This is a genomic window from Bacillus sp. AL-1R, assembly GCF_052180195.1.
GTDB lineage: Bacteria > Bacillota > Bacilli > Bacillales > Bacillaceae_G > Gottfriedia.
Genome location: NZ_CP197469.1, coordinates 1093446 through 1115049 on the forward strand (window position 1 = coordinate 1093446; position 21604 = coordinate 1115049).

At 32.0% G+C, this 21604-nt stretch carries 22 protein-coding genes; 11 read left to right on the plus strand and 11 right to left on the minus strand.

The window, feature by feature from the left end; genetic code table 11:
- The first annotated feature begins 134 nt into the window (after window positions 1-134).
- The 4 genes from mecA to pepF all read left to right on the plus strand — a co-directional run bounded on the left by mecA (window position 135) and on the right by pepF (window position 5646).
- Window positions 135-806, plus strand: coding sequence for an adaptor protein MecA (gene mecA, locus ACSBO6_RS05115; RefSeq protein WP_098844232.1), 672 nt, complete (start codon window positions 135-137; stop codon window positions 804-806).
- Window positions 807-856: 50 nt separating this feature from the next.
- Window positions 857-2404: a cardiolipin synthase gene (gene cls / locus ACSBO6_RS05120; RefSeq protein ID WP_098844229.1), complete on the plus strand. Its 1548-nt coding sequence runs from the start codon at window positions 857-859 to the stop codon at window positions 2402-2404.
- 164 nt (window positions 2405-2568) lie between these two features.
- On the plus strand, window positions 2569-3774 hold the full coding sequence (locus ACSBO6_RS05125; RefSeq protein ID WP_098844227.1) for a competence protein CoiA: 1206 nt from the start codon (window positions 2569-2571) through the stop codon (window positions 3772-3774).
- Window positions 3775-3825: 51 nt separating this feature from the next.
- Entirely contained in the window at window positions 3826-5646 is a 1821-nt protein-coding gene (gene pepF, locus ACSBO6_RS05130; protein WP_098844224.1) for an oligoendopeptidase F, read from the plus strand.
- Window positions 5647-5916: 270 nt separating this feature from the next.
- Here the strand turns inward: pepF and ACSBO6_RS05135 are convergent, their stop codons facing one another.
- The gene (locus ACSBO6_RS05135) at window positions 5917-6789 is read right to left on the minus strand and encodes a DsbA family protein (protein ID WP_098844221.1); all 873 of its coding nucleotides are present in this window, start codon (window positions 6787-6789) and stop codon (window positions 5917-5919) included.
- A 382-nt stretch (window positions 6790-7171) separates the two neighbouring features.
- Window positions 7172-7762 (minus strand): CYTH domain-containing protein, encoded by a 591-nt coding sequence (locus tag ACSBO6_RS05140; RefSeq protein ID WP_098844220.1) that lies wholly within the window; start codon window positions 7760-7762, stop codon window positions 7172-7174.
- 135 nt (window positions 7763-7897) lie between these two features.
- On the opposite strand from ACSBO6_RS05140, the gene ACSBO6_RS05145 reads away from it, so the two are divergent.
- The 4 genes from ACSBO6_RS05145 to ACSBO6_RS05160 are packed head-to-tail and all read left to right on the plus strand — an operon-like array spanning window position 7898 to window position 10626.
- Window positions 7898-8278 (plus strand): UPF0738 family protein, encoded by a 381-nt coding sequence (locus ACSBO6_RS05145; protein WP_498844263.1) that lies wholly within the window; start codon window positions 7898-7900, stop codon window positions 8276-8278.
- 15 nt (window positions 8279-8293) lie between these two features.
- The gene (gene yjbM / locus ACSBO6_RS05150) at window positions 8294-8917 is read left to right on the plus strand and encodes a GTP diphosphokinase (protein WP_498844264.1); all 624 of its coding nucleotides are present in this window, start codon (window positions 8294-8296) and stop codon (window positions 8915-8917) included.
- A 15-nt stretch (window positions 8918-8932) separates the two neighbouring features.
- Window positions 8933-9724: an NAD kinase gene (locus tag ACSBO6_RS05155; RefSeq protein WP_098844215.1), complete on the plus strand. Its 792-nt coding sequence runs from the start codon at window positions 8933-8935 to the stop codon at window positions 9722-9724.
- 14 nt (window positions 9725-9738) lie between these two features.
- Window positions 9739-10626, plus strand: coding sequence for an RluA family pseudouridine synthase (locus ACSBO6_RS05160; RefSeq protein ID WP_498844265.1), 888 nt, complete (start codon window positions 9739-9741; stop codon window positions 10624-10626).
- Between the two features lie 203 nt (window positions 10627-10829).
- Here ACSBO6_RS05160 and prpE read toward each other — a convergent pair whose 3' ends face one another.
- Both prpE and ACSBO6_RS05170 read right to left on the minus strand, forming a co-directional pair.
- Window positions 10830-11588: a bis(5'-nucleosyl)-tetraphosphatase PrpE gene (gene prpE, locus ACSBO6_RS05165; protein ID WP_098844210.1), complete on the minus strand. Its 759-nt coding sequence runs from the start codon at window positions 11586-11588 to the stop codon at window positions 10830-10832.
- A gap of 124 nt (window positions 11589-11712) precedes the next feature.
- A complete protein-coding gene (locus ACSBO6_RS05170) occupies window positions 11713-12876 on the minus strand; it encodes an FtsW/RodA/SpoVE family cell cycle protein (protein ID WP_498844266.1) in 1164 nt (387 codons plus the stop codon).
- Window positions 12877-13257: 381 nt separating this feature from the next.
- Here ACSBO6_RS05170 and fabI point away from each other — a divergent pair, with 381 nt between their 5' ends.
- Window positions 13258-14028: an enoyl-ACP reductase FabI gene (gene fabI, locus ACSBO6_RS05175; protein WP_098844207.1), complete on the plus strand. Its 771-nt coding sequence runs from the start codon at window positions 13258-13260 to the stop codon at window positions 14026-14028.
- 166 nt (window positions 14029-14194) lie between these two features.
- On the opposite strand, the gene ACSBO6_RS05180 is transcribed toward fabI, so the two are convergent.
- Both ACSBO6_RS05180 and ACSBO6_RS05185 read right to left on the minus strand, forming a co-directional pair.
- On the minus strand, window positions 14195-14860 hold the full coding sequence (locus ACSBO6_RS05180) for a YwrJ family protein (protein ID WP_098844204.1): 666 nt from the start codon (window positions 14858-14860) through the stop codon (window positions 14195-14197).
- A gap of 372 nt (window positions 14861-15232) precedes the next feature.
- Complete coding sequence (locus ACSBO6_RS05185; RefSeq protein ID WP_098844202.1) at window positions 15233-15706, minus strand: DUF2642 domain-containing protein; 474 nt, start codon at window positions 15704-15706, stop codon at window positions 15233-15235.
- A gap of 242 nt (window positions 15707-15948) precedes the next feature.
- On the opposite strand from ACSBO6_RS05185, the gene ACSBO6_RS05190 reads away from it, so the two are divergent.
- Window positions 15949-16443: a CotO family spore coat protein gene (locus tag ACSBO6_RS05190; protein WP_498844267.1), complete on the plus strand. Its 495-nt coding sequence runs from the start codon at window positions 15949-15951 to the stop codon at window positions 16441-16443.
- A gap of 61 nt (window positions 16444-16504) precedes the next feature.
- On the opposite strand, the gene ACSBO6_RS05195 is transcribed toward ACSBO6_RS05190, so the two are convergent.
- The gene (locus ACSBO6_RS05195) at window positions 16505-17035 is read right to left on the minus strand and encodes a CotY/CotZ family spore coat protein (protein ID WP_098844197.1); all 531 of its coding nucleotides are present in this window, start codon (window positions 17033-17035) and stop codon (window positions 16505-16507) included.
- A 268-nt stretch (window positions 17036-17303) separates the two neighbouring features.
- Between ACSBO6_RS05195 and ACSBO6_RS05200 the strand changes: the two genes are divergently transcribed.
- Window positions 17304-17654, plus strand: coding sequence for a DUF1360 domain-containing protein (locus tag ACSBO6_RS05200; RefSeq protein ID WP_498844268.1), 351 nt, complete (start codon window positions 17304-17306; stop codon window positions 17652-17654).
- 54 nt (window positions 17655-17708) lie between these two features.
- On the opposite strand, the gene ACSBO6_RS05205 is transcribed toward ACSBO6_RS05200, so the two are convergent.
- The 4 genes from ACSBO6_RS05205 to ACSBO6_RS05220 all read right to left on the minus strand — a co-directional run bounded on the left by ACSBO6_RS05205 (window position 17709) and on the right by ACSBO6_RS05220 (window position 21591).
- Window positions 17709-17849, minus strand: coding sequence for a hypothetical protein (locus ACSBO6_RS05205; RefSeq protein WP_180232796.1), 141 nt, complete (start codon window positions 17847-17849; stop codon window positions 17709-17711).
- Window positions 17850-18170: 321 nt separating this feature from the next.
- The gene (locus ACSBO6_RS05210) at window positions 18171-20465 is read right to left on the minus strand and encodes an ATP-dependent helicase (protein ID WP_498844269.1); all 2295 of its coding nucleotides are present in this window, start codon (window positions 20463-20465) and stop codon (window positions 18171-18173) included.
- A 182-nt stretch (window positions 20466-20647) separates the two neighbouring features.
- On the minus strand, window positions 20648-21079 hold the full coding sequence (locus ACSBO6_RS05215) for a GNAT family N-acetyltransferase (protein WP_098844189.1): 432 nt from the start codon (window positions 21077-21079) through the stop codon (window positions 20648-20650).
- Window positions 21076-21591, minus strand: coding sequence for a YjcG family protein (locus ACSBO6_RS05220; RefSeq protein ID WP_098844187.1), 516 nt, complete (start codon window positions 21589-21591; stop codon window positions 21076-21078). Before ACSBO6_RS05220 ends, ACSBO6_RS05215 begins: the two co-directional genes overlap by 4 nt.
- Window positions 21592-21604: the final 13 nt, after the last annotated feature.

Below are 21604 nucleotides of genomic sequence, written 5' to 3' on the forward strand. Positions count from 1 at the left end.
AAGCTAAATTTTTAAGAGTATTTTTCTAATTTACTATTTCAGAATCTTATATTTAACATAAATTTCTTTTACTTTATTTATTCTATTTCGTCTAACGCAATTACTTGTTGTTCATTAAAGGAGGGGGAAAACAAATGGAAATAGAAAGAATTAATGAAAATACGTTTAAGTTCTCCATATCCTACTTAGACATCGAGGAGAGAGGTTTCTCTAAAGATGAAGTATGGTTAGATCGAGAAAGAAGTGAAGAGCTTTTCTGGGAATTAATTGATGAAGCGCATTTGACTGAGGAATTCATTGCTGGTGGCCCCCTATGGATTCAGGTACAGGCACTAGACAAGGGTTTAGAAGTTGTTGTAACAAAAGCTGTGATTTCTAAAGACGGCAAAAAAGTAGAAGTGAATTTAGGTGAAGGAGAAAAGAATTTAGAAATTCCATTTATCTCTGTAGATGATGATGATGATTCAGAAGAAGATGATGATGACGATATTTTTGAATCGATGGATGAAGAGGAAACTGAACTTATTCTATCCTTTAAAAATCTCGAAGACATTATTTCTTTATCGCATGCTGTTAATCAAGAATCATTTGAAAGTACACTTTATTCCTTCCAAGATTATTACTATCTTTATGTTAAATTTGACGAAGAATCGCTTGATGAAGTTCAAGTTGATTATTTATCATCAATGTTACTAGAATATGGTCATCGTTCAAAAGTAACTATACATGTATTAGAGGAATACGGAAAATTGATTTATGAAAAAACAGCTTTACCTCATTTTAAATCAATTTTTCCATTATTGTAATAGCCGATGCCTTAGGGATCGGTTTCTTTTCTTTATAAAGGAGAATATTGATGCTATTTCGATTAAAGATTTTAATATTTTTATCAATTGTAGTATGCATTTTATATTTTGCTTCTCCAACTATTAAATTCATTTGGTTAATGAATTTTGCATTTTTTGAGAAATCTACTATTTTTAGATTAATAAGTATCATGTTCTCGATAACGGCTATCGGTGTATCGATTATTATTTTCCTTGAAAATAGAAATCCTGCTAGAACTTTAACATGGATTATTCTTTTAGCTATTTTCCCATTATTTGGTTTTGTTTTTTATTTAATTTTTGGACAAAATTACAAAAAGAAAATGGTCTATCGGAAAAAGGCAATTAATGATCAAAATGCAAATGGTTTAATTACTGGAACAGAAGATGTAGAAGTGAAAGAATTTATTGCTCAAAATCAAAGATTAGAGTATCTAATCAATATCGCAGCAAAACAAAGTAATACACCAGTCACGATGAATACCTTTACAAAAGTTCTTACAAATGGTAGTGAAACCTTTCCAAAAATTATTGAGGAACTAAAAAAAGCGAAGCACCATATTCATATCGAATTCTATATAGTAAGAAATGACGAGATTGGAAATCAACTAAAAGATATTTTAATAGAAAAGGCACAGAATGGTGTAAAAGTTCGATTCCTCTATGACGCAGTAGGTAGTTGGAAATTATCAAGGAATTTTGTAAAAGACTTACGAAAAGCGGGTGTAGAAGTACTACCGTTTTCTCCTGTTAAAATTCCCGTTTTAAACGATACGATTAATTACCGAAACCATCGGAAAATTATCGTCATTGACTCAAATGTAGGATTTGTTGGCGGCTTAAATATTGGAGATGAGTATTTAGGGAAAGACCATTATTTTGGAAAGTGGCGAGATACCCATTTATACCTTAAGGGTGAAGGGGTACGAACACTACAATTCATATTCTTACAAGACTGGTATTACATGACGAATGAGTTAATTGATGACAAAGAGTACTTTGACATTCATGCTAATAATTATTCTTCCAAAGGAGCAATTCAACTTGTTTCTGGTGGACCAGACCGAAAGCATGAAGTGATAAAAGAGTTATTTTTTGCGATGATTACTAGTGCAAGGAAGAGTATATACATCGCTTCACCATATTTTGTTCCTGATGAAGATATTTTAACGGCTCTTAAAGTTGCAGCAAATGGTGGAGTAAAGGTGAAAATTCTAATGCCTGATCGTCCCGATAAAAAAATCGTATTTTATGCTTCACGTTCATATTTTCCAGAGTTATTAGAAGCCGGAGTCGAAATCTATGAATATAGACAGGGATTCTTACACAGTAAGATATTGATTGTAGATGATGAAATTGCATCTGTTGGAACAGCAAATATGGATATGAGAAGTTTTCGTTTAAACTTCGAGGTCACTGCATTTTTATATTTAGAAGAAAGTATTAATCACTTAGTTAATGATTTTAATAATGATATCCGTGATTCTGAAGCAATTATTTTTAAAGATTTTAAAAAGCGACCTATATTCAAAAGGATATTTGAATCATTATCAAGATTAATGGCACCACTTTTGTAATGTGCGTTCTTAATTGATAGAACATTGATAGAACAATATTTATAGTCACCTACCAAATAGAAAGTTTAATTTGGTAGGTTTTTTATTTGAAAAATCGTTTTTAAGTTTTTTGAAGGAAAATACAAATATGATAGTGAAGTAATTTTGGAAAGGAGGTAATAAACATGATTGTCGCATTAAATACAAAAAGCCATACCATTAACCTATTTGAAATTAATACGAAAGAGGAGTTATTAAGATTAAAGGAAAACGGACCATACTATTGCCCAATTTGTAAAAAGCAAGTTAGGCTCAAAATTGGAGTAAAGAGAGTAACTCATTTTGCACATATTGATTTGACTGAATGTGAAAATGAGAGAAAAGAGAGTATCGACCATTATAAGGGTAAGCTTGCTTTGTATCAATTTTTTAAAAGATTAAATGTAAATGTTGAGGTTGAAAAATTTATACCAGAAATAAATCAAAGACCTGATTTATTTATTAGATTAAATAGTCTAAAAATGTGTGTTGAATATCAATGTTCGCTTATTCCTTTAGAAATAATGATCAAAAGGACTAACTCATTTAAAAAAAGTGGTATGAAGGTTTTGTGGATTCTAAATGACAAATTATTAAATCAAAAAAGATGGTCTTCATTTCAAATTAATTCACTTTCAATTTATTCACTAGTTAGAATTAACTCTTTTTCACTCCTCTTTTATAATCCTACATTACAATCATTTACAGTACTTTCCTCGTTAATCGCATTTTCTCCAGTCCAATATATTGGTCAAAAGAGCGTATTTCCAATAAATAATTTCAGCCTTAAGGAATTTTTATCTCAAAATGGTATGGATAAAAAGGTATTTGTATCGAAATGGACTCGCCTAAAAAAGGATTTTAGACTATATCAACATTTGCATACGAAAGGTAATTTAAAAATTTTTAAACAGTACTTGTACAATGCAAATATTAATTATTTTCCGGCAGTCATTGGGGTTCCTCTAGAAAGTAACTGCATTATTAAAGAAAATTGTATCTTTTGGCAAGGGGTAATCTATTTTAAATTTTTTCATGAGGCAGAAATTGGACAATTGATTTTTTTAGATAAAATATATCAGTTCGTAAAATTGGAAGTACAGAATGGCAAATGGAGAGTAAATCAATTTCAAGATAATGAAATAGGTAATTTGGAGAAATGTGTAGAAAAGTATATTGACTTTTTAGTAAAAATTAGAATCGTAAAACGTATTAAAAATGGTAAAATAATGAAGATAGCTAATGCTATTATTTCAACAACATTCCAACAAGCATTGGATGAAGACCGTCTGAGCACTAATACAGCATTTGATTTGTTGTTTAATGCAAGAACTGATTCAAATGATTATTAATATCGGACATTGGAATGTTATTAATAACTAATAATAATAGGGGGATCAGACATGCTAGAACAAAAAGCTGTAAAAAAATTACCAACTAGAAGTGAAGTTCAAGAAGAATTAACTTGGAAGTTGGAAGATATTTATGAAACGGATGAAGTATGGGAAGCAGAGTATAAAAAAGTACTTGAATTAATCCCATCATTTTCAGAGTTTAAAGGTAAATTAGGTGAGTCATCACAAACACTTTTAAATGCATTAAAAAAGCAGGATGAAATTTCGTTTTTATTAGGTAAATTGTATACATACTCTCATATGCGTTACGATCAAGATACAACAAATTCTAAATACCAAGCTTTAGATGATCGAGCAAAAAATCTGTATACTAAAGCAGGAAGTGCAATGTCATACTTTGTGCCTGAGTTATTAACCATTTCAGAAGATACATTGAAGAAATTTATTGAAGAAAATGATGAACTGAAATTGTACAAGCATTCTTTAGAAGAAATTTTAAAGCAAAAACCACATGTTCTTTCAGCAGCTGAAGAGGAAATTATGGCACAAGCTTCTGAAGTGCTATCTGCTTCTAGTAATACGTTTGGAATGTTAAATAATGCGGATTTAAAATTTCCGACGATTGAAGATGAGAATGGTGAAGAAGTAGAAATCACACATGGTCGTTATATTCACTTTTTAGAAAGTGCAGATCGTCGTGTTCGTAAAGAAGCTTTTGAAGCGGTTTATCATACGTATGATGCGTATAAAAACACATTTGCGAGTACGTTAAGTGGTGCTGTAAAAAAAGATAATTTCAAAGCAAAAGTTAGAAAATATGATAATGCTCGTCAAGCAGCATTAAGTAATAATGAAATACCTGAAATTGTTTATGATCAATTAGTTTCAACTGTAAATGAGCATTTAAATTTATTACATCGTTATATTGGAATTCGTAAAAAAGCGTTAAAACTTGATGAAATTCATATGTATGACTTATTTACTCCATTAGTGGAAGAAGTAAAAATGGAAGTAAAGTATGAAGAAGCAAAAGAAATTTTAGTAAAGGCTTTAAAACCATTAGGTGATGAATACATTGAAATCTTAAAAGAAGCGTATGAGAACCGCTGGGTAGATGTAGTAGAAAACAAAGGAAAACGTAGTGGTGCATACTCTTCTGGCGCGTATGGTACAAATCCATATATCCTAATGAACTGGCAGGATAATGTAAATAATTTATTTACATTAGCACATGAATTTGGTCATTCAGTGCATAGTTATCATACTCGTAAAAATCAACCTTATGTATACGGAGATTACTCAATCTTCGTAGCTGAAGTTGCGTCTACTTGTAATGAAGCACTTTTAAATGATTATCTACTAAAAAATACAGATGATCCTAAGCAAAGACTTTATTTACTAAATCACTATTTAGAGACTTTTAGAGGAACTGTATTCCGTCAAACAATGTTTGCAGAGTTTGAACATCAAATTCACGTATTAGCTCAAAATGGAGAGGCATTAACGCCTGACTTATTAACGAAAACATATTACGAGCTTAATAAAAAATATTTTGGTGACGAGATCGTCATCGATGAGCTAATTGGTTTAGAATGGAGTAGAATTCCGCATTTCTATTACAATTATTATGTTTACCAATATGCAACAGGCTTTAGTGCAGCGACAGCACTTTCAAAACAAATTTTAGAAGAAGGTGAACCAGCAGTTGAAAGATACTTAGGCTTCTTAAAAGCGGGAAGCTCGGATTATCCAATTGAAGTATTGAAAAAAGCTGGTGTTGATATGACTTCTTCACAACCAATCGTAGAAGCATTGAAAGTATTTGAAGAAATGTTAAACGAAATGGAAGAACTTTTATTTAACGAATAATTTACGTAAACAAACACATGTAGTATCTAGCTATATGTGTTTGTTTCTTTATTTTTATTCTGACTATTCCCACCTACTATTTTGTGTCTAAAATGTGAAATATTTCTCAAACGGTTGCCAAACTCTAAAATAAATTGTATTATAAGGGTGTGAATTACTTCACAAACACAAATACCCCTTTGTTGAACGTGAAAATTTCTCCCATCCCCTTGATGTAAATTATTACATCAAAAAAAAGACCTAGTGAATGCTAGGTCTTTTTTTGTTTAGTTAAACAACATACTGATAATAAATATGGTTTTTTTGGACAATTTTCCTCACTTTTCTACGTAGAATTAATTTTTTTAATTCTAACTCCATACATTGAGTCGATTGTTCGTAAATCATACATAATTCTTTAATCGTAACAAATGGTTGGAATTTAATAAATTCAGCTAAATCAGGTAGTTCTCGTTTTTCTAACTTCGTATTAGTCATTAGTTCTAATATTTTTACATAAGTTTCATAGCTTTCAAAACCAGAAACCTTCAAACCTTCTTCTTCAATATTTTCATTAAAAAATACAACGCTTGGAATTTCTGTTACATGCATTTCTTTCGTAACTTTAATATCGCATTGCAAAGCTTTAATAGAGTGGGTACTGTGTAAATCTTCCATAAACTCTTTTACATCAATATTTATATCTTTAGCACATTCGATAAGTACATCTTGATCTGTAATGTCTAAATCTTTCAAGAAATAATATTCTTGTAACTTTTTTAAGTAATTAACGCCAGCAACTCTTCCTTGAAGTTCAGCAGCTTTTATTGCAATTGCAGAGTAGTATGGGTATAGCTCTTTATTATCAATCCATAAGTGGTCGTCACAAAGGATATCCGATCTGCTAGCTGTCTTCTCCCATACGAATGAAAGTTGAGAAGGTCGTTTTTCTAATAGTTTTTTAGTTGTGTAATATCGATTAACTGGAATATAAGTAGATGAGAAATATTGACCATATTCTATGTGGAACTTTTTTAATATTGTACTAAAATCCCAACAATTTCTACAAAGTGGATCTATGAATACATACAATTCAATCGATTTTTTTGTACAATTCTGCTCGGGAAGCGTGATTGATTCTTTTTTATATTGTTTGCCATTCATATATTTCACCCTTAATGCAATTCATACGTCCGTACTATAACAGACATGAAAATTAATTTGTAAGATATAACACGTTTGTTCTCTAATGGTATTGTAGCAACGGAAAGTTAATATTTCAAATATGATGCTCTATTTTTCTTTAATCTATTAATATTTTCTTAATACATTTGATGAAGGCAATAAGAAGAGGGGCTAGAGAAGTGTAAACGAGAATAAAGTCTGTTCTCAATTAAGATTTCAGAATCGGTCAGAAATGCAAATGAAATTTGAGAAACGATGCTATTTTCTCATAAAACGGATTGCTAAAATACCTCATACAAAAATACGCCGAAAGATACCATTTAAGTTTCTCCGGCGTTTAATCAAAAATAATGTTAAGGTCTCAATTAGCTTGATGACCTTGTTTTACATTAAAAAAGCGTCTAATTTTATTTAATGTTTTTCGCTGAGGGATTTGATGCTTTTCTAACAGATTGATAAATTGTTGTTTACCAATATTTTCGTCCGTAACTTCGAATTCTAACTCATAATCCTCGTGATTTAAATACGTACTGTGATCTAAAACTAAGAGTCCATCTTCATACGGTAATTCTACTCTGTTTGTTGTTAAATCACCTATTAAAACTAGGGAATTTAAGTTTAAGTTAGCTTCTTTGATATATTCTTTAACTTCTCCTTCTGGAAGTATATATGTTTTTAGCATGGCCGATGCTTCAGGTTCACTAATTTTTTGATTAATTTCTAAATGTCCGACTGCTTGTTTTATTTTTAAAGTTAAAGTAAATGAAGTTCGGGACTTTTTGCGGATTCTTAGCGCTCCACCATGTTCTTTAATAGCAAAATCAGGTGTTTCAAAATAATAGTTAGTTTGTAATTGGAAACTTGACTCGTTTATTTTGAAATAAGATTTTAGCTTTTCAAATTCCTCTTTTGTTAATAAGTTCTTAAATTCAATTTCAATTTCTTTTGCCATAATGGACTCCTTTATTTTTAGGATTATTTTTGTGATTGAATGTGCAAGTCTTCGTCTATTTTCTATTTGATATGTTACAATAGAAATGGTCAAATTTAAATAAAATACATACATTAAAAGGTTGAGGTTTTAGTGATGAGAAAAATGCTTGAAATAAATGGAATAAATATAAATGAAGATGGTTTATTTCTGTTGATCGACGAAACAAAAATGAATTTAGAACAGTGTCATGAAGTAGGTACAATGATTGCAGACTCAGACCAAAGTTCACTTTTGTATATATTAGAAGAAAATGAAGAATTTGTATATGTTACAGTTCCTTATAAATATTGGTCGGACTTGAAAAAAGCAATTGATCAAAATTTAAACGTATTTTTAAAAGCTGGTGAAAAGAGTCTTTCACTAAATAATTGGAATGAAGAGTTAACTTATTTAATCCAAAATGTTGAAGGTAATTTTAACTATGGAGAAGAATTTGTTAAGCAAGTTCAAAGTGCATTTTTAGAAGAGAAGTAAGTTGGTGGTGATTGGATGAACGGTCAATGGGAAAGTTTTTTAGCACCTTATGAACAAGCAGTAAGTGAATTGAAAGTTAAGTTAAAAGGGATTAGAAAACAGTTTGAAGAAACTAATCAACACTCTCCAATTGAGTTTGTAACCGGGAGAGTTAAGCCTATTCACAGCATTGTTAATAAGACAATAAGAAAAGGTATTCCGTTAGCGAATTTAGAAACTGAATTACAGGATATTGCCGGTCTTAGAATGATGTGCCAATTTGTAGAAGATATTAAGAATGTAGTTGAGCTTCTTCGCAAACGTAAAGATTTTACAATTGTAGAAGAGCGAGATTATATAACAAATAAAAAAGTTAGTGGTTATCGTTCTTATCATGTAGTTGTTGAATATCCAGTTCAAACAATTGAAGGTGAGCGAAAAGTTTTAGTTGAAATTCAAATAAGAACACTTGCGATGAATTTTTGGGCAACAATAGAGCATTCTTTAAATTATAAGTATAAAGGGAAATATCCTGAAAATATTCATGAACGATTACAAAGAGCGGCTGAAGCAGCGTTTCTTTTAGACGAAGAAATGTCTCTTATTCGCGGCGAAATTCAAGAAGCGCAAGCGGAGTTTTCGAAAAAAAACGACCAATAAGGAAAGGGCGAGAAAATGAAATTCGTAATTATGTCTAAGGGCGATCAAGAGTCCAATGAACTGACGAAACGAATGAGAGATTATTTAGAGAGTTTTAATTTTAAATATGATGAAGATGATCCTGAAATTGCTATATCTGTAGGTGGTGATGGGACGTTACTTCATGCTTTTCATAATTACACTCATCTTCTCGATAAAGTATCTTTCGTGGGGGTTCATACTGGGCATTTGGGGTTTTATGCTGATTGGGTACCAAGTGAAGTAGAGAAACTTGTTATTGCGATTGCGAAGACTCCATTTCAAGTAGTTGAATATCCTTTATTGGAAGTCATCATCCGTTATAAAGATGGAAGAAAAGAAATGCAAACCTTAGCTTTAAATGAATGTACAATAAAAGGTCTTGAAGGTACATTAGTAATTGATGTTGAAATAAAAGGTCAGCATTTCGAGACATTTAGAGGTGACGGTCTTTGTATTTCTACACCTTCAGGTAGTACAGCGTATAATAAAGCACTTGGTGGAGCGATTATTCATCCTTCAATTGAAGCGATTCAAATTGCTGAAATGGCTTCAATTAATAATCGAGTTTTCCGCACAATAGGTTCACCTCTTGTTTTACCTAAACATCATACTTGTTTACTTAAACCTGTAAGAAACGCAAATTTTCAAATTACATTAGATCATAAAACAATCGTACATCAAGATGTTAAATCGATTCAATGTCGAGTTGCTCATGAAAAAGTACGCTTTGCACGATTTAGACCTTTTCCATTTTGGAAACGTGTCGTTGATTCTTTTGTTAAATAAAAATGGTGAAGTATATGAAGCAATTTAGTTTATCATGGGAAGTAAAAAAAGAGCATAATGGAATTTTACTTAGAGAGTTTCTTAAATTAAAGGAGCTCTCTAAACGTGCTCTCACAGATATAAAATTTCAAGGTGGAAAGATTACAGTAAATGGTGAAGAAAAAACTGTACGTACTATTTTAAAAGAATTAGATCATGTACAAATCTATTTTCCGATTGAGAAACCAAGTGAGGACCTTATAGCTGAAAATATTCCATTTGAAATTGTTTATGAAGATGATGCTGTATTGGTTATTAATAAACCTTTTGGAATACCAAGTATACCTTCTAGAGAGCATCCTAATGGCACTCTTGCAAATGGATTATTATTTTATTATCAATCAATAGGATTACAATCGACCATTCATATTGTAACTCGATTAGACAAAGATACTTCGGGATTAATGCTAGTTGCAAAAAACCGATATATTCATTATTTGTTTTCGAAAAATGAGTTAAAAAATGTACAAAGAAAGTATTTAGCGATTGTTCATGGACAATTGAATGGCACTGTAGGGGTAATACGAGCAAAGATTGCTAGGAAAAGTGATAGTATTATTGAGAGAATTGTTTCAGAAGAGGGACAAGAAGCAATCACTCATTATAAAGTACTTGAAGTAAAGAAAGACTACTCAGTTGTTGAATTAGAATTAGAAACAGGTCGAACACATCAAATTCGGGTTCATATGTCTTCGATTGGGCATCCATTAATCGGAGATGATTTATATGGAGGTAATACTGATCGTTTAAAAAGACAAGCATTGCATAGTTATCAATTATCATTTATTCATCCGATTGATCATTCGAAAAAAAACTTTGAAATCGCTTTACCTGTTGATATAAAAAGTTTATTGGAAGCGTGAATGTCAAGTAATAAAATTGTCTAAAATTTGAATAATTTATTGACAATATATGAATAATAGATTATTTTTAGTATGTAGTGTTTCTCCATGGGGATGGAAGAGACTAATATATTAAGCTGATAAGTGAGCGCTTACATTATCAGCAAAAAAGTAGGTTCCGATCTGAAACCTACTTTTTTTTGTATCTATTTAAGCTAACTTTCCTAAACTCTGCTTTCATTCTCTTCATAAAAACTAAATTTTTCTTCAATGTATGGCATGGAAGATTGTACTTGGGTATATTTCCGTTCTGGATACGAAAATGCTGTTAGTTTACCACCAAAGACTGCGCCAGTATCAATATTAATTGTATTATTTAATTCTCTTGGTTCCTTAATTGGGGTATGACCGTAAACAATTAATGCTTTACCTTTATACTCTTTAGCCCAATCTTTTCTAACAGGCATTCCGTTTGGAAGTACTTCTCCATTTATATCTCCATATAATACAAATGTTTTAACATTATTTGAATGCTTACCAATCATATCTTCACGTATACCCGCATGACTCACAACTAATTTACCATTGTCCAAAACATTATATAGAGGGGAGCCTTCATAAAGTTTTTGAAACGACGTCTGATAATGGCTTCGCTCTTTACTACTAACTGACTCCAATTCAGCAACTGTCGTTTCTAGCCCATGTTGAATTTTTACATTGCGACCAAGAAAATAACGATAAAGTTTATTACAATGATTCCCTGGTGAATAATGTGCTTTCTTATGCTTTATCACAAGTTCATATACTACTTTTATTACTGCAAGTGAATTAGGTCCCCGATCTGTTAAATCACCAACAAAAACTAATTTACGATTCTCAGGATTAACAGGAATATTATTCTCCCATAAATAGCCAAGTTTTTTAGTTAATTCAACAAATTCATCGTAACAACCATGAATATCACCTATAATATCGTATTTCATTCTATCAATCCTTTTTTCAAGTAATAATGGTAGTATGTCCTAAAAATAGCAACGTCTATAGTAAAAAACAGGGATAAAGATCTTCATTTGATCTTTATCCCTGTCTTTTTATATCTCGACTCTATTAGTCAAACATATACTTATTTGTTCTTGATCTTACATTAAGGATGAACCCTATTGCTAGAAGGTTTGTTGCTAGAGAGCTTCCTCCGTAACTTACGAATGGTAGAGTGATCCCTGTAATCGGTAGTAGACCAATTGTCATACCGATATTTTGGAAAATCTGGAAAGTAAACATTCCGACTACACCAGCACAAAGATAGCTACCAAATTTGTCATTACTTTCTAAAGCAATATGAATCATTCGATAAATCAATAAGAAGAATAATGAAATGACTACACTTGCTCCAATGAACCCATATTGTTCACATATTACTGTAAAAATAAAATCTGTGTGTGGTTCAGGGAAGTATGCTTCGCCGTTTTGGAACCCTTTACCTGTTAGTAAACCAGAACCCGCTGCCATTAGTGCCTGAGTAAGCTGATAACCTTGTGAAGGGTATTCATAAGGCGCTAACCATCCATAAAAACGATTTAACTGGTATTCTTCAAGCACATGTGATGTGAAAAATTCAAAATGATAAAAGTATAGATAAACCATGAAAGCACCAAGACCAATCGTTAATCCAACTAGTCCAAGAATATAACGCCAACGTATACCAGAAATTAAAATCATTGTTGCGATAATTGCACACATAACCATTGTATTTCCTAAGTCAGGCTCTTTGGCAATCAATAGTAGTGGTGGCAATGAAATACCGAATATTTTACCTAAAAGTAAAATATCTTCTCTCTTTCCACGAACAGCGTACATTTCATTATGTCTTGAAATAATTGTTCCTAAAATAATGATCATAAAAATTTTCATTAATTCAGATGGTTGGAAGTTACCAACACCAGGTATGGTGTACCATGCAGTTGCACCTTTAATGGTCTTAGCACCTGGAACATGCAGTTCCAATCCTAGTAGAAGGAGTAATCCAAAACCATACATATACCAAATAACATTTTTATATCGATCAAAATCAATAATCATAATAAAGGCGATACCAACAAGCCCAATGATATACCATTTAATTTGTTGTGCAGCGAAATTGATGTTTCTTAGATTTGCAGGAAGGCTTGGCATTGCACTAGTAATTGCAAGATAACTTACAACGGCAATACAAAAAAGAATAAAAAGTAATTTAAAATCAATTTGAAAGGGAGATGTACGGTCTTCCTTCATGTCCTCACCTCTCTAATACATGTTTTATTAGTATGCTTTGAAATAGACACTTTTAATGTACGACAATCATCATTATAAGTTATTTTTGCCTTTAAAGGAATTCAAAACTATAAACTCTTATTAAATAAACTATTATATTTATATTTTTCACTTTAAAGTATATATTGGCAGCTAGGAATAGAACTAGACGTGGTAGCCAATTCTAGGAAGTAAGTATAAGTGCAACTACGCCTCTGACTTCACTAAAAAAGGCTCGTCAGTCACCGATTTTTCTTTTTGTGGATAAAGCTATAGATAACTTTACTATTTTCAATTCATTGTATTTGTGCTACTATTTTAGTATCTAGTACTAATAACTAATAATAAAGGAGATTGAATGATATGATATCATTACAAGGCAAAACTTTTGTTGTTATGGGTGTTGCAAACTTCCGTAGTATCGCTTGGGGAATTGCACAATCATTACATAGCGCGGGAGCAAATTTAATTTTTACATATGCAAATGAAAGATTAGAAAAAGGTGTTCGTGAACTAGCTGACTCTTTAGAAAATCCTAACAATCTTTTAGTTCAATGTGATGTAACTAGTGATGAAGATTTAGCGAAATGCTTTGCTTCAATTAAAGAGCAAGTAGGCACAATTCATGGTGTAGCACACTGTATCGCTTTTGCTAATAAAGAGGATTTAAAAGGTGAGTTTGTAGACACAAGCCGTGATGGATATTTATTATCTCAAAACATTAGTGCATACTCTTTAGTTGGTGTAGCTCGTGAAGCAAAACCATTAATGGTTGAAGGTGGAAGCATTGTTACGCTAACCTACTTAGGTGGAGAGCGAGTAATGCAAAACTATAACTTAATGGGTGTATCTAAAGCAGCTCTAGAAGCTTCTGTACGCTATTTAGCGAACGATTTAGGGAAATACAATATTCGCGTAAACTCAATCTCTGCAGGACCAATTCGTACGCTTTCTGCAAAGGGAGTAGGCGATTTTAATACCATCTTAAAAGAGATCGAAGAAAAAGCACCGTTACGTAGAAACGTAACACAAGAAGAAGTAGGAGATTCTGCTTTATTCTTATTTAGTGACTTAGCAAGAGGTATTACTGGAGAAAACATTCACGTTGATTCAGGATACCATATAATGGGATAAGAAAGATAAATAGAAGTCAATATGACTTCTATTTTTTCCTTCCTTATATGGGTAGACGTTCTGTTAGTGAAATTAACCTAATATTAGTTAAAAAAAGTGCCTTCTTATGTTGATCATAAATAGGCACTTTTTTATTGTAAATGTGGCATTTTAATTTTATTAATTGTTACGGAATAAAAATTGACTTTAAGTGACGAAGACCTACTAATTTGCTTTCTCCTCTAGATGTAGTCAACTCTATGAAATTTGAGTCAATGGAACTCAATTTACCTATATATTCGTAATTTTCTCCGCTGTTCATTACCACTAATTCGCCAATCAATTTATTTAATTGAACGTCTAACGTGCGTGCTAAAGGGATATTAGAAGGATTAACAGGTAATAAATTATGGTTTAACATATAAGGGGTTTTATCAGTGAGATACGGGGTTAGCCACTTTAAATGCTGTAGGGATATATACATGATTTTATAAATCGGTGAATAGAATACAAAGTAATTATTCATAATGGTTGTAATAAAACCATGAAAAGAACGATTATTTGATAGATTAATTTCTACAAAAATCCCTTTGGCAGCAGTTAAGACTTTACGTAAGGATAACTCATCTTTTTCGTGTTCTAATTCTTGTAGGGAAGGAACAACACCAAAGGATTCTTCAAGTATACTTTCACTTAGATTATGAATATGAAGGAGTGGAATATAAAGGAAATTTTCACCATTGAAAACAACTAATAAATCATTTCCAACCTCAATTAAGATTCCATCAACATTACTGTTACCAGATATTTCAATTGTAACTTGTTTGTTGAGAAAATTTTTGAAACTTGCCATGATTTTCTCCTTTCTTAAAAAGATAAATCATTATTATTCAGACATGTTCATTTCTGAAAAAGGATTTTCAATTTTATTAATATAGGCATATCCATTTAGAATGATAGTTTGTCTAAATAAAATCAGTCATTTCATTTAAAGATCGGTAACAAAAGAATGTGCCTGTCTCATATGAATGAAAAAAGATTATTAAGTTTGTAAATTTTATAGTTGGATCATAACGGCATACTTCCAATTATTTATTGATTACCACTCAAAATTAAGTATCGTTTCAAATTACTTTATAATGGTTTTACATAATTAGAATGGCATCGAGGGTCAAAGTTTTAAAAAAAAGGGTCGTTTTAATTTATAAAACGACCTTTCTAAACATTATTTTCTTCTTCTTAATGTTTGGCTTGTCGTATTACTTCTTTCGTAAACTTCAAATTTTTCTCCGAAACTTACACTCTTGATATGATAAGTAGCAATATACACTAGTTCATCGTTAAAAGAAATTTCTACATAATCATGATTTGCATCAAGAAGAATACCTTCAACTTTGTCGTGGCCACCGCGATTAATTTTTACCCATTGTCTAACTTGAGAATTTAATAAGTCTACAAAATTCTCGTTTGGTAATAATTCAATCGTATTGTACATTTCATCAAAAGATAATCTACCTTTTGCAAATGAAGTTACGCTTTTAATATGAGTATAAGGGAAGTAAATTACACCTTCAGCCTCTGTAAAAAGCGCGATATGTGTTCCATATGCACCAAGTAATAAACCTTCTTTAGATTCATGACCTCCTCGACCAATTCTAACTCCTTTACCTACGAATACTGAGAATAACTCTTTATTCACTTTTTCATCGCTCCTTGTTTTTTCTGTGCGGTTACAATGTATTTATATGTGCCCTGTCAATTGTTTGTACTAGGATATTTGTCCAATTTATATGAATATGTTCAAAATTAGTCAAGTGTTGATAGGCAATTATATATTATTTCGTTAAATTCGATCGGTTACTTGAATGCGAAAAAAGTAACATGATAAATATTCTCCGTTCATATAATTTATGAGAGCACACTTATGAGGGAGGAACAACGATGGCAAGAAAAGAGTCTAAAGAGGGTGTAAAGCCATTATTATATATTGCGCAGCCAGATTTTCAAGAAGCCAAGTTGAACATACAACACTCTTATGTGGTTAAAGTAACTAATCAGGATCAAAAACAAAAGGATAAAGAATATGTAACTTCTAAATACGTGGAAGCGGAAGAACTAGAGGAATTAGAAGATGTTGTGAATTTAGATGAACAAGAAGAACAACAAGAAGAACAAGAAGAACAAGCTGAAGCAGATAATAATTGGATGAAAAAACCATTTAAAGCTATGACGAATGAGGAAAAAGTTTTATTTATGATAAATAAGCCTCATTATATTCCAAAGGTTGAATGCCGAATTCGAACAGATAAGGATTTATATATCGGTTATATAATGGGTTACAACGAAGGGAAGGTTTCAATTAAAGTTTCTTCAAAAATTAATGACGTAGAATTGGATATTCAAAGTATCGTAAGTATTCAAATGGTAGGAATTTAAGGCGTTAAAAAGGTGGTAGATACATGATCTACCACCCATAGTTTTTTAGTTTACATTAAACTTACAGATTTGAAACGTGTACGTCACGTAAGCATTGGATTGCACAGAAGCAATCTAAATCAACAGTTACACAAGTGTTTGATGCTACAAACATTTCAGCGTCTACTAATTCGCAGAAAGTATTTTGGTTGTTGTTTTTGTTGTTTCCTTGTGCTGGATTAACAGGGACTAATGCTCTTAACACTGCACAGCAATCGTCATCTACACTTTCGACACGGAAAACAACAGTATCTTGGCAATTATTGACTTGTGCATTTTTGTTATTGTTATCTCCGCCGCCATCACGTTGTTGAGCCATGATTGGCATCATATTGTTATTAAATGCTGGTACTCTAAATAATTCACCGTTTGCTAAATACAATAGGAAAGGGCGAGTATTTGCAAGTGGTACATTAGGGTTAGCACCTAAAAATGGAACGTCACAACCTGTTGGGCAAGTGTTTGTTGCGCAATCTTGTAGATCATTTATGAATTTTACAACGTCACATACGCAATGGTTTCTTTTTTTGTCGTGGTTGTCTTTGCAACTCATCATTTTCACTCCTTATCACTTTAGATGGATATTACATTACTATGATATTAAGCAGGCGAAAAACGGTTACTGAAGATTGTTGCTTTTTTAGATAAATGGGCTTAGGAGCATGTAGTGCAGTTTCTGGATCTGTAATAGGGAAAAAAAGAGAGTAAAAAGAAAAGGGAGGAGAAGGGTTGGAAGGGATTAGAGGAGCATAAATGTAGGGTAAGGAGGTTTTATTCTTTTTTACCCCTTGCATCTATATCCCTTGTCCTTCGTACTTAAAATGGATATAAGTTGGTTGTTGCTATTCATCTTAATTTTGGCAAGCTTTCGGTTAACTCGTTTAGTTGTTCACGATAAAATAACAGCTTTTCTAAGAAGACCTTTTATTGATGAAATAACTCTGGAAGAAAATGGGATGCCAGTAACTTATACAAAGATTAAAGGAAGGGGGATTCAATATTTTTTTGGTGAGTTATTAAGTTGTACTTGGTGTAGTGGAATTTGGTGTACAGCGATTTTACTATTATTATATGTGTTCCTTCCACATGTGGGAGAGTTCATCATCATTTTGTTAGCTATTGCAGGGGCAGCTGGCGTAATAGAAACGATTGTTAATAGAATGAATTCGTAATTTTAGGTAGAACGATTGAATATTCCTTTCATATACTATAATGAATAGACTTAATTAGGAGGGAAGATATGTATAATCAAGGTCAAGGTCAAATGACTCCTTTTCAATGGCAACAACTCCAACATCAACAACAGCAATACCAGCTGCAACAACAACAAATGCAGCAACAAATGAATCAAGCGAACTATAACCCATATTATCAAGGCGCTCCGGACGGCTATGTGAAAAAATCAGGTTGTGGCTGCAGCGGAAGAACAACTAGACGTTAATCCATAAAAAAAGGTGAGCAAAACTGCTCACCCCAGACTGCCCGAAAACGCTCGCTTTCTTCGTTGCTTCGCCTGCCTGCGGTGCTCATTACCGTCTTGGGTAACTTAAGCTCCTCACCAGGCTTCGCGCCTCGAAAGACAAGCGCTTGCAATCAGTCTGAAAATCAAGTTTTTTGTACATTGTCTACACACTGAGGTGAGTAAAAAATGCTCACCTTTATTTTTTGAACAATAGTTAAATTCAATCTCATTTCTTATTAATAAAACGTCGAATTAATCTAGATGAATTAGCTTTTTTTCCTCTTCTTTTTTGAAGAATCGATAAGTATAATAGCTTTCTAGCTCGTGTACAAGCAACATATAGAAGACGACGTTCTTCTTCTAGTTGATCTAAGTTACCATTTTTTAAAGACTCTAAAGCATAATCATGAGGGAATCCCCCGTCTACTACACCGAGAATATAGACATAATCGTATTCTAATCCCTTTGATCGGTGAGCGGTTAAAAGCGAAATATTCCCTTGTGATGATTGATTTTTTTTCTGCTTATATTCTTTAAATTTAGCAGAGATATGAAATGCGTGTTCCACAAACTCTCTAATTGATTTGAAATTTTTACTTACGACCTTTAAATCTCTCAAATCATCAGAAGGTCGTTCGATTTTATTCGATTCATTTCCACGCTTTTTAATATAGTCAGTAAATGCTGAACTTTCTTCAATTCGCTCAATTGCTTCTAAAGGAGATGCATGTTTTAAATAGCGTAAAGTTTTAATCAGGTTTTCAATTTTTTTAATTTGAAATGGCGCCGCACTTTTAATCGTCGTAAAGGCTTCTAAGAAAGATAGATTTTGTAATACACTGTTCATCTTTGCATCTTGAAATGCTTGTTGTTTTAGGAAAAAGACAGGTAATATTTCTTTTAATGCTCCTTGGTGATCCTCATCCCCTATTAATAGTAAGAAAGAAATCATTTTTCGAATAATCGGTCGATCATAAAATGAGTCACCATCTTGGTCGATTGTAAATGGTAAGCTTGTTCCAATTAATCGCTCAAAAACGGCCCTTGAAGCAGTATTTGTGCGATATAAAATTGCAAATTGTCCTGGATTTGCACCATTATTAATTTTTTCTTTAATATCATTAATAATCATCGTTGCCTCTTCTTCTTCATCGTATGGAAAGAAGAATGAAGGTACTTGATCGTAATCATATTGGGCATGCATTGATTTTACAAAACGGTTTTTATTAGGCTTAATGACTTCGTTTGCCAATGATACGATCCCGTGGGTGGAGCGATAATTTTCACTTAAATGATAAATTTTAGATCCTTGGAAATGCTCTTTAAAATCTAAGATAAACCTCGGGTCACTTCCTCTAAAAGCATAAATTGATTGATCGTCATCACCAACAGCCGTAATATTTTCGGTATGTTGAAAAAGGATTTTTAGAATATTAAACTGGATTTTATTAATATCTTGAAACTCATCCACTAATAAACATTTAAATCGATTTTGATAATGTAAAAGTAATTCATTATTTTCATTTAACATTTCAAAGCAACCGAGTAACATATCGTCAAAATCAAATTGCCCATTTTGTTTTTTTAAAGATTCATAGCCTTCATAAAGAGAAGCGACTTGTTCTTCCCAAGCATCTTTTGATCTAATTTCATGTGGATAAATACAAGAGTTCTTCCATAAGCCGATTTGTTGAATAGCCTGGTCGTAAGCAAATGACTTTTCATCAATTTCAAGTCGTCGACCAATTTGCTTTAACATGATCTCCTTTTGAAAATCTGATTTAATTAAACGACTCGAATCCCATTTTGCACGATTGAATCGTAAAAGCATTTTATAGAAAATACTATGAAACGTACCAATTTCCATCTGTTGAATAGGGTAACCTAGACCTTTCAGCCTTTCTTTCATTTCTGCAGAAGCTTTTGATGTGAATGTTACGAGCATCATTTCATGAGGGAGGATACCGTTATTCATTAAATGCATTGCTCTAGTTGTTATGACTCGAGTTTTACCACTTCCAGCACCAGCAAGTACAAGTAATGGTGAACCGATATGTGTAACAGCCATCCATTGCTGTGAATCTAATGAAATTTGATTGATTACAAATTCATCCGTCTTTTGTTCATTTTTTTTATATGGTGGGATATTGTAAAAAGGTAATCTGTTAATAAATTGATTTTCATCTGTTTTTTCGATTGTAGCTGTATTTGAGATTGAACGTTTAGTAGGTAGTTTAATAATACGATCATTCGTATTTTCGGTAGTAGAATGATTATGTTCAAATCTAGCAACTATTTCTTGCTCCAACTCTACGTTATGATTTTTACATGCTAGATTTTGCTCTTTGTTTATATGATAAAAATGAGGAATATCATAAATAGTTAAAGTGAAACTTAATTTTTGGTGGCAATTAACACATTTAACTTCCCCACGAATACTGGCTTGATATATTTCCTCATATCTTGAACGAGGGAATTCAGGTAAATAGATTGATTGATTTTGATAGTTTGCAATTTTCATTATTTTCCCCCTTAAAATTAAAGCAGACTCATCTATGTTACCAAAAAGATTTGTGTACGAAAAGTGAATTTTAATGGGAATAAATTATCTTTTCATATGGATTGAACGAAATACATTAAACACATAGTTTCCAAATCCCCATGAAAAAACTATGATTCAATTGAATCATAGTTTTAGTTTGTTTAATTTAATTTTAGTTTCATTTCTGCATGTGGAATGCCAGCTTCAAAAAATAGTTCGGAAGAGATTTTATAACCTAATTTTTCATAAAAAGGAATTGCAGATTCTTGTGCGTGTAGGACTAATTGATCTAATCCTTTTTCCTTTGCAGTTTTATGAATTAAGTACATAATTTCATTCCCAATTTTTTTTCCTCGATAGTTACTTAAAACGCAGATTCGCTGAACTTTACCAGTCGATTCAATTATTCTAAGTCGACCTGCAGCAATCGGTTGTTCTCCATCGTATGAAACAAAATGTATACATTTTTCGTCTAGGCCATCAAACTCTAATTCTCTTGAAATTTGTTGTTCCTCTACAAAAACTTCTACTCGTACTTTAAGAGCGTCTTGTATACTTTCATCTGTTTGAGCTACTATAGTGCGAAAGCTCATTTTTTTGCTCCTAATTTAAATGTTTCATATACTTCCCAAGCACCGTTTTCTAATTGGTAAACTAGTTTAAAGTTATCTACTACTTCATTGTAATTAAATTGAATCATGCGTAACTGACCTAGAATATCAGCAAATTCAGCATCTTGTAGTTGCTGACCAATTGTAATATGCGGTACGAATGCATAGTCTTTTATTTCTGGGAACGCGCCAGAGTGCATTTTTTCATGAAGCTCTTTTAATGCCTCAACAGGTGTAACTTTTAAATAAATGACATTATTTACTGGTGCAAAAGAACTTACTTTATTAATTTCCAATTCGAATGGTTCAATTTGACTCGCAATTTCATTTAATTGTGAAATAATCGTTGGAAGTTGGTCTTCACTTATTTCGAATCCACTTCTTACTGTTACATGAGGAGAGATTAACGTATAAGCTGGATCAAAACGTTTTCTATACTCATTAGCCTTATCTTGAACGAAATTAGATGGGAAAATAACAACGCCACATTTCATAAAAATTACCTCC

Bases quoted from the DNA above. Each gene is read 5' to 3' on its own strand.
- mecA (WP_098844232.1), top strand. From the start codon at position 135: ATGGAAATAGAAAGAATTAATGAAAATACGTTTAAGTTCTCCATATCC.
- ACSBO6_RS05170 (WP_498844266.1), bottom strand. From the start codon at position 12,876: ATGAAGGAAGACCGTACATCTCCCTTTCAAATTGATTTTAAATTACTT.
- ACSBO6_RS05135 (WP_098844221.1), bottom strand. From the start codon at position 6,789: ATGAATGGCAAACAATATAAAAAAGAATCAATCACGCTTCCCGAGCAG.
- ACSBO6_RS05155 (WP_098844215.1), top strand. From the start codon at position 8,933: ATGAAATTCGTAATTATGTCTAAGGGCGATCAAGAGTCCAATGAACTG.
- ACSBO6_RS05180 (WP_098844204.1), bottom strand. From the start codon at position 14,860: ATGGCAAGTTTCAAAAATTTTCTCAACAAACAAGTTACAATTGAAATA.
- ACSBO6_RS05125 (WP_098844227.1), top strand. From the start codon at position 2,569: ATGATTGTCGCATTAAATACAAAAAGCCATACCATTAACCTATTTGAA.
- ACSBO6_RS05205 (WP_180232796.1), bottom strand. From the start codon at position 17,849: ATGGGTTATAGTTCGCTTGATTCATTTGTTGCTGCATTTGTTGTTGTT.
- prpE (WP_098844210.1), bottom strand. From the start codon at position 11,588: ATGAAATACGATATTATAGGTGATATTCATGGTTGTTACGATGAATTT.
- ACSBO6_RS05140 (WP_098844220.1), bottom strand. From the start codon at position 7,762: ATGGCAAAAGAAATTGAAATTGAATTTAAGAACTTATTAACAAAAGAG.
- fabI (WP_098844207.1), top strand. From the start codon at position 13,258: ATGATATCATTACAAGGCAAAACTTTTGTTGTTATGGGTGTTGCAAAC.
- ACSBO6_RS05160 (WP_498844265.1), top strand. From the start codon at position 9,739: ATGAAGCAATTTAGTTTATCATGGGAAGTAAAAAAAGAGCATAATGGA.
- yjbM (WP_498844264.1), top strand. From the start codon at position 8,294: ATGAACGGTCAATGGGAAAGTTTTTTAGCACCTTATGAACAAGCAGTA.
- ACSBO6_RS05215 (WP_098844189.1), bottom strand. From the start codon at position 21,079: ATGAGCTTTCGCACTATAGTAGCTCAAACAGATGAAAGTATACAAGAC.
- ACSBO6_RS05210 (WP_498844269.1), bottom strand. From the start codon at position 20,465: ATGAAAATTGCAAACTATCAAAATCAATCAATCTATTTACCTGAATTC.
- pepF (WP_098844224.1), top strand. From the start codon at position 3,826: ATGCTAGAACAAAAAGCTGTAAAAAAATTACCAACTAGAAGTGAAGTT.
- ACSBO6_RS05220 (WP_098844187.1), bottom strand. From the start codon at position 21,591: ATGAAATGTGGCGTTGTTATTTTCCCATCTAATTTCGTTCAAGATAAG.
- ACSBO6_RS05195 (WP_098844197.1), bottom strand. From the start codon at position 17,035: ATGAGTTGCAAAGACAACCACGACAAAAAAAGAAACCATTGCGTATGT.
- ACSBO6_RS05145 (WP_498844263.1), top strand. From the start codon at position 7,898: ATGAGAAAAATGCTTGAAATAAATGGAATAAATATAAATGAAGATGGT.
- ACSBO6_RS05190 (WP_498844267.1), top strand. From the start codon at position 15,949: ATGGCAAGAAAAGAGTCTAAAGAGGGTGTAAAGCCATTATTATATATT.
- cls (WP_098844229.1), top strand. From the start codon at position 857: ATGCTATTTCGATTAAAGATTTTAATATTTTTATCAATTGTAGTATGC.
- ACSBO6_RS05200 (WP_498844268.1), top strand. From the start codon at position 17,304: ATGGATATAAGTTGGTTGTTGCTATTCATCTTAATTTTGGCAAGCTTT.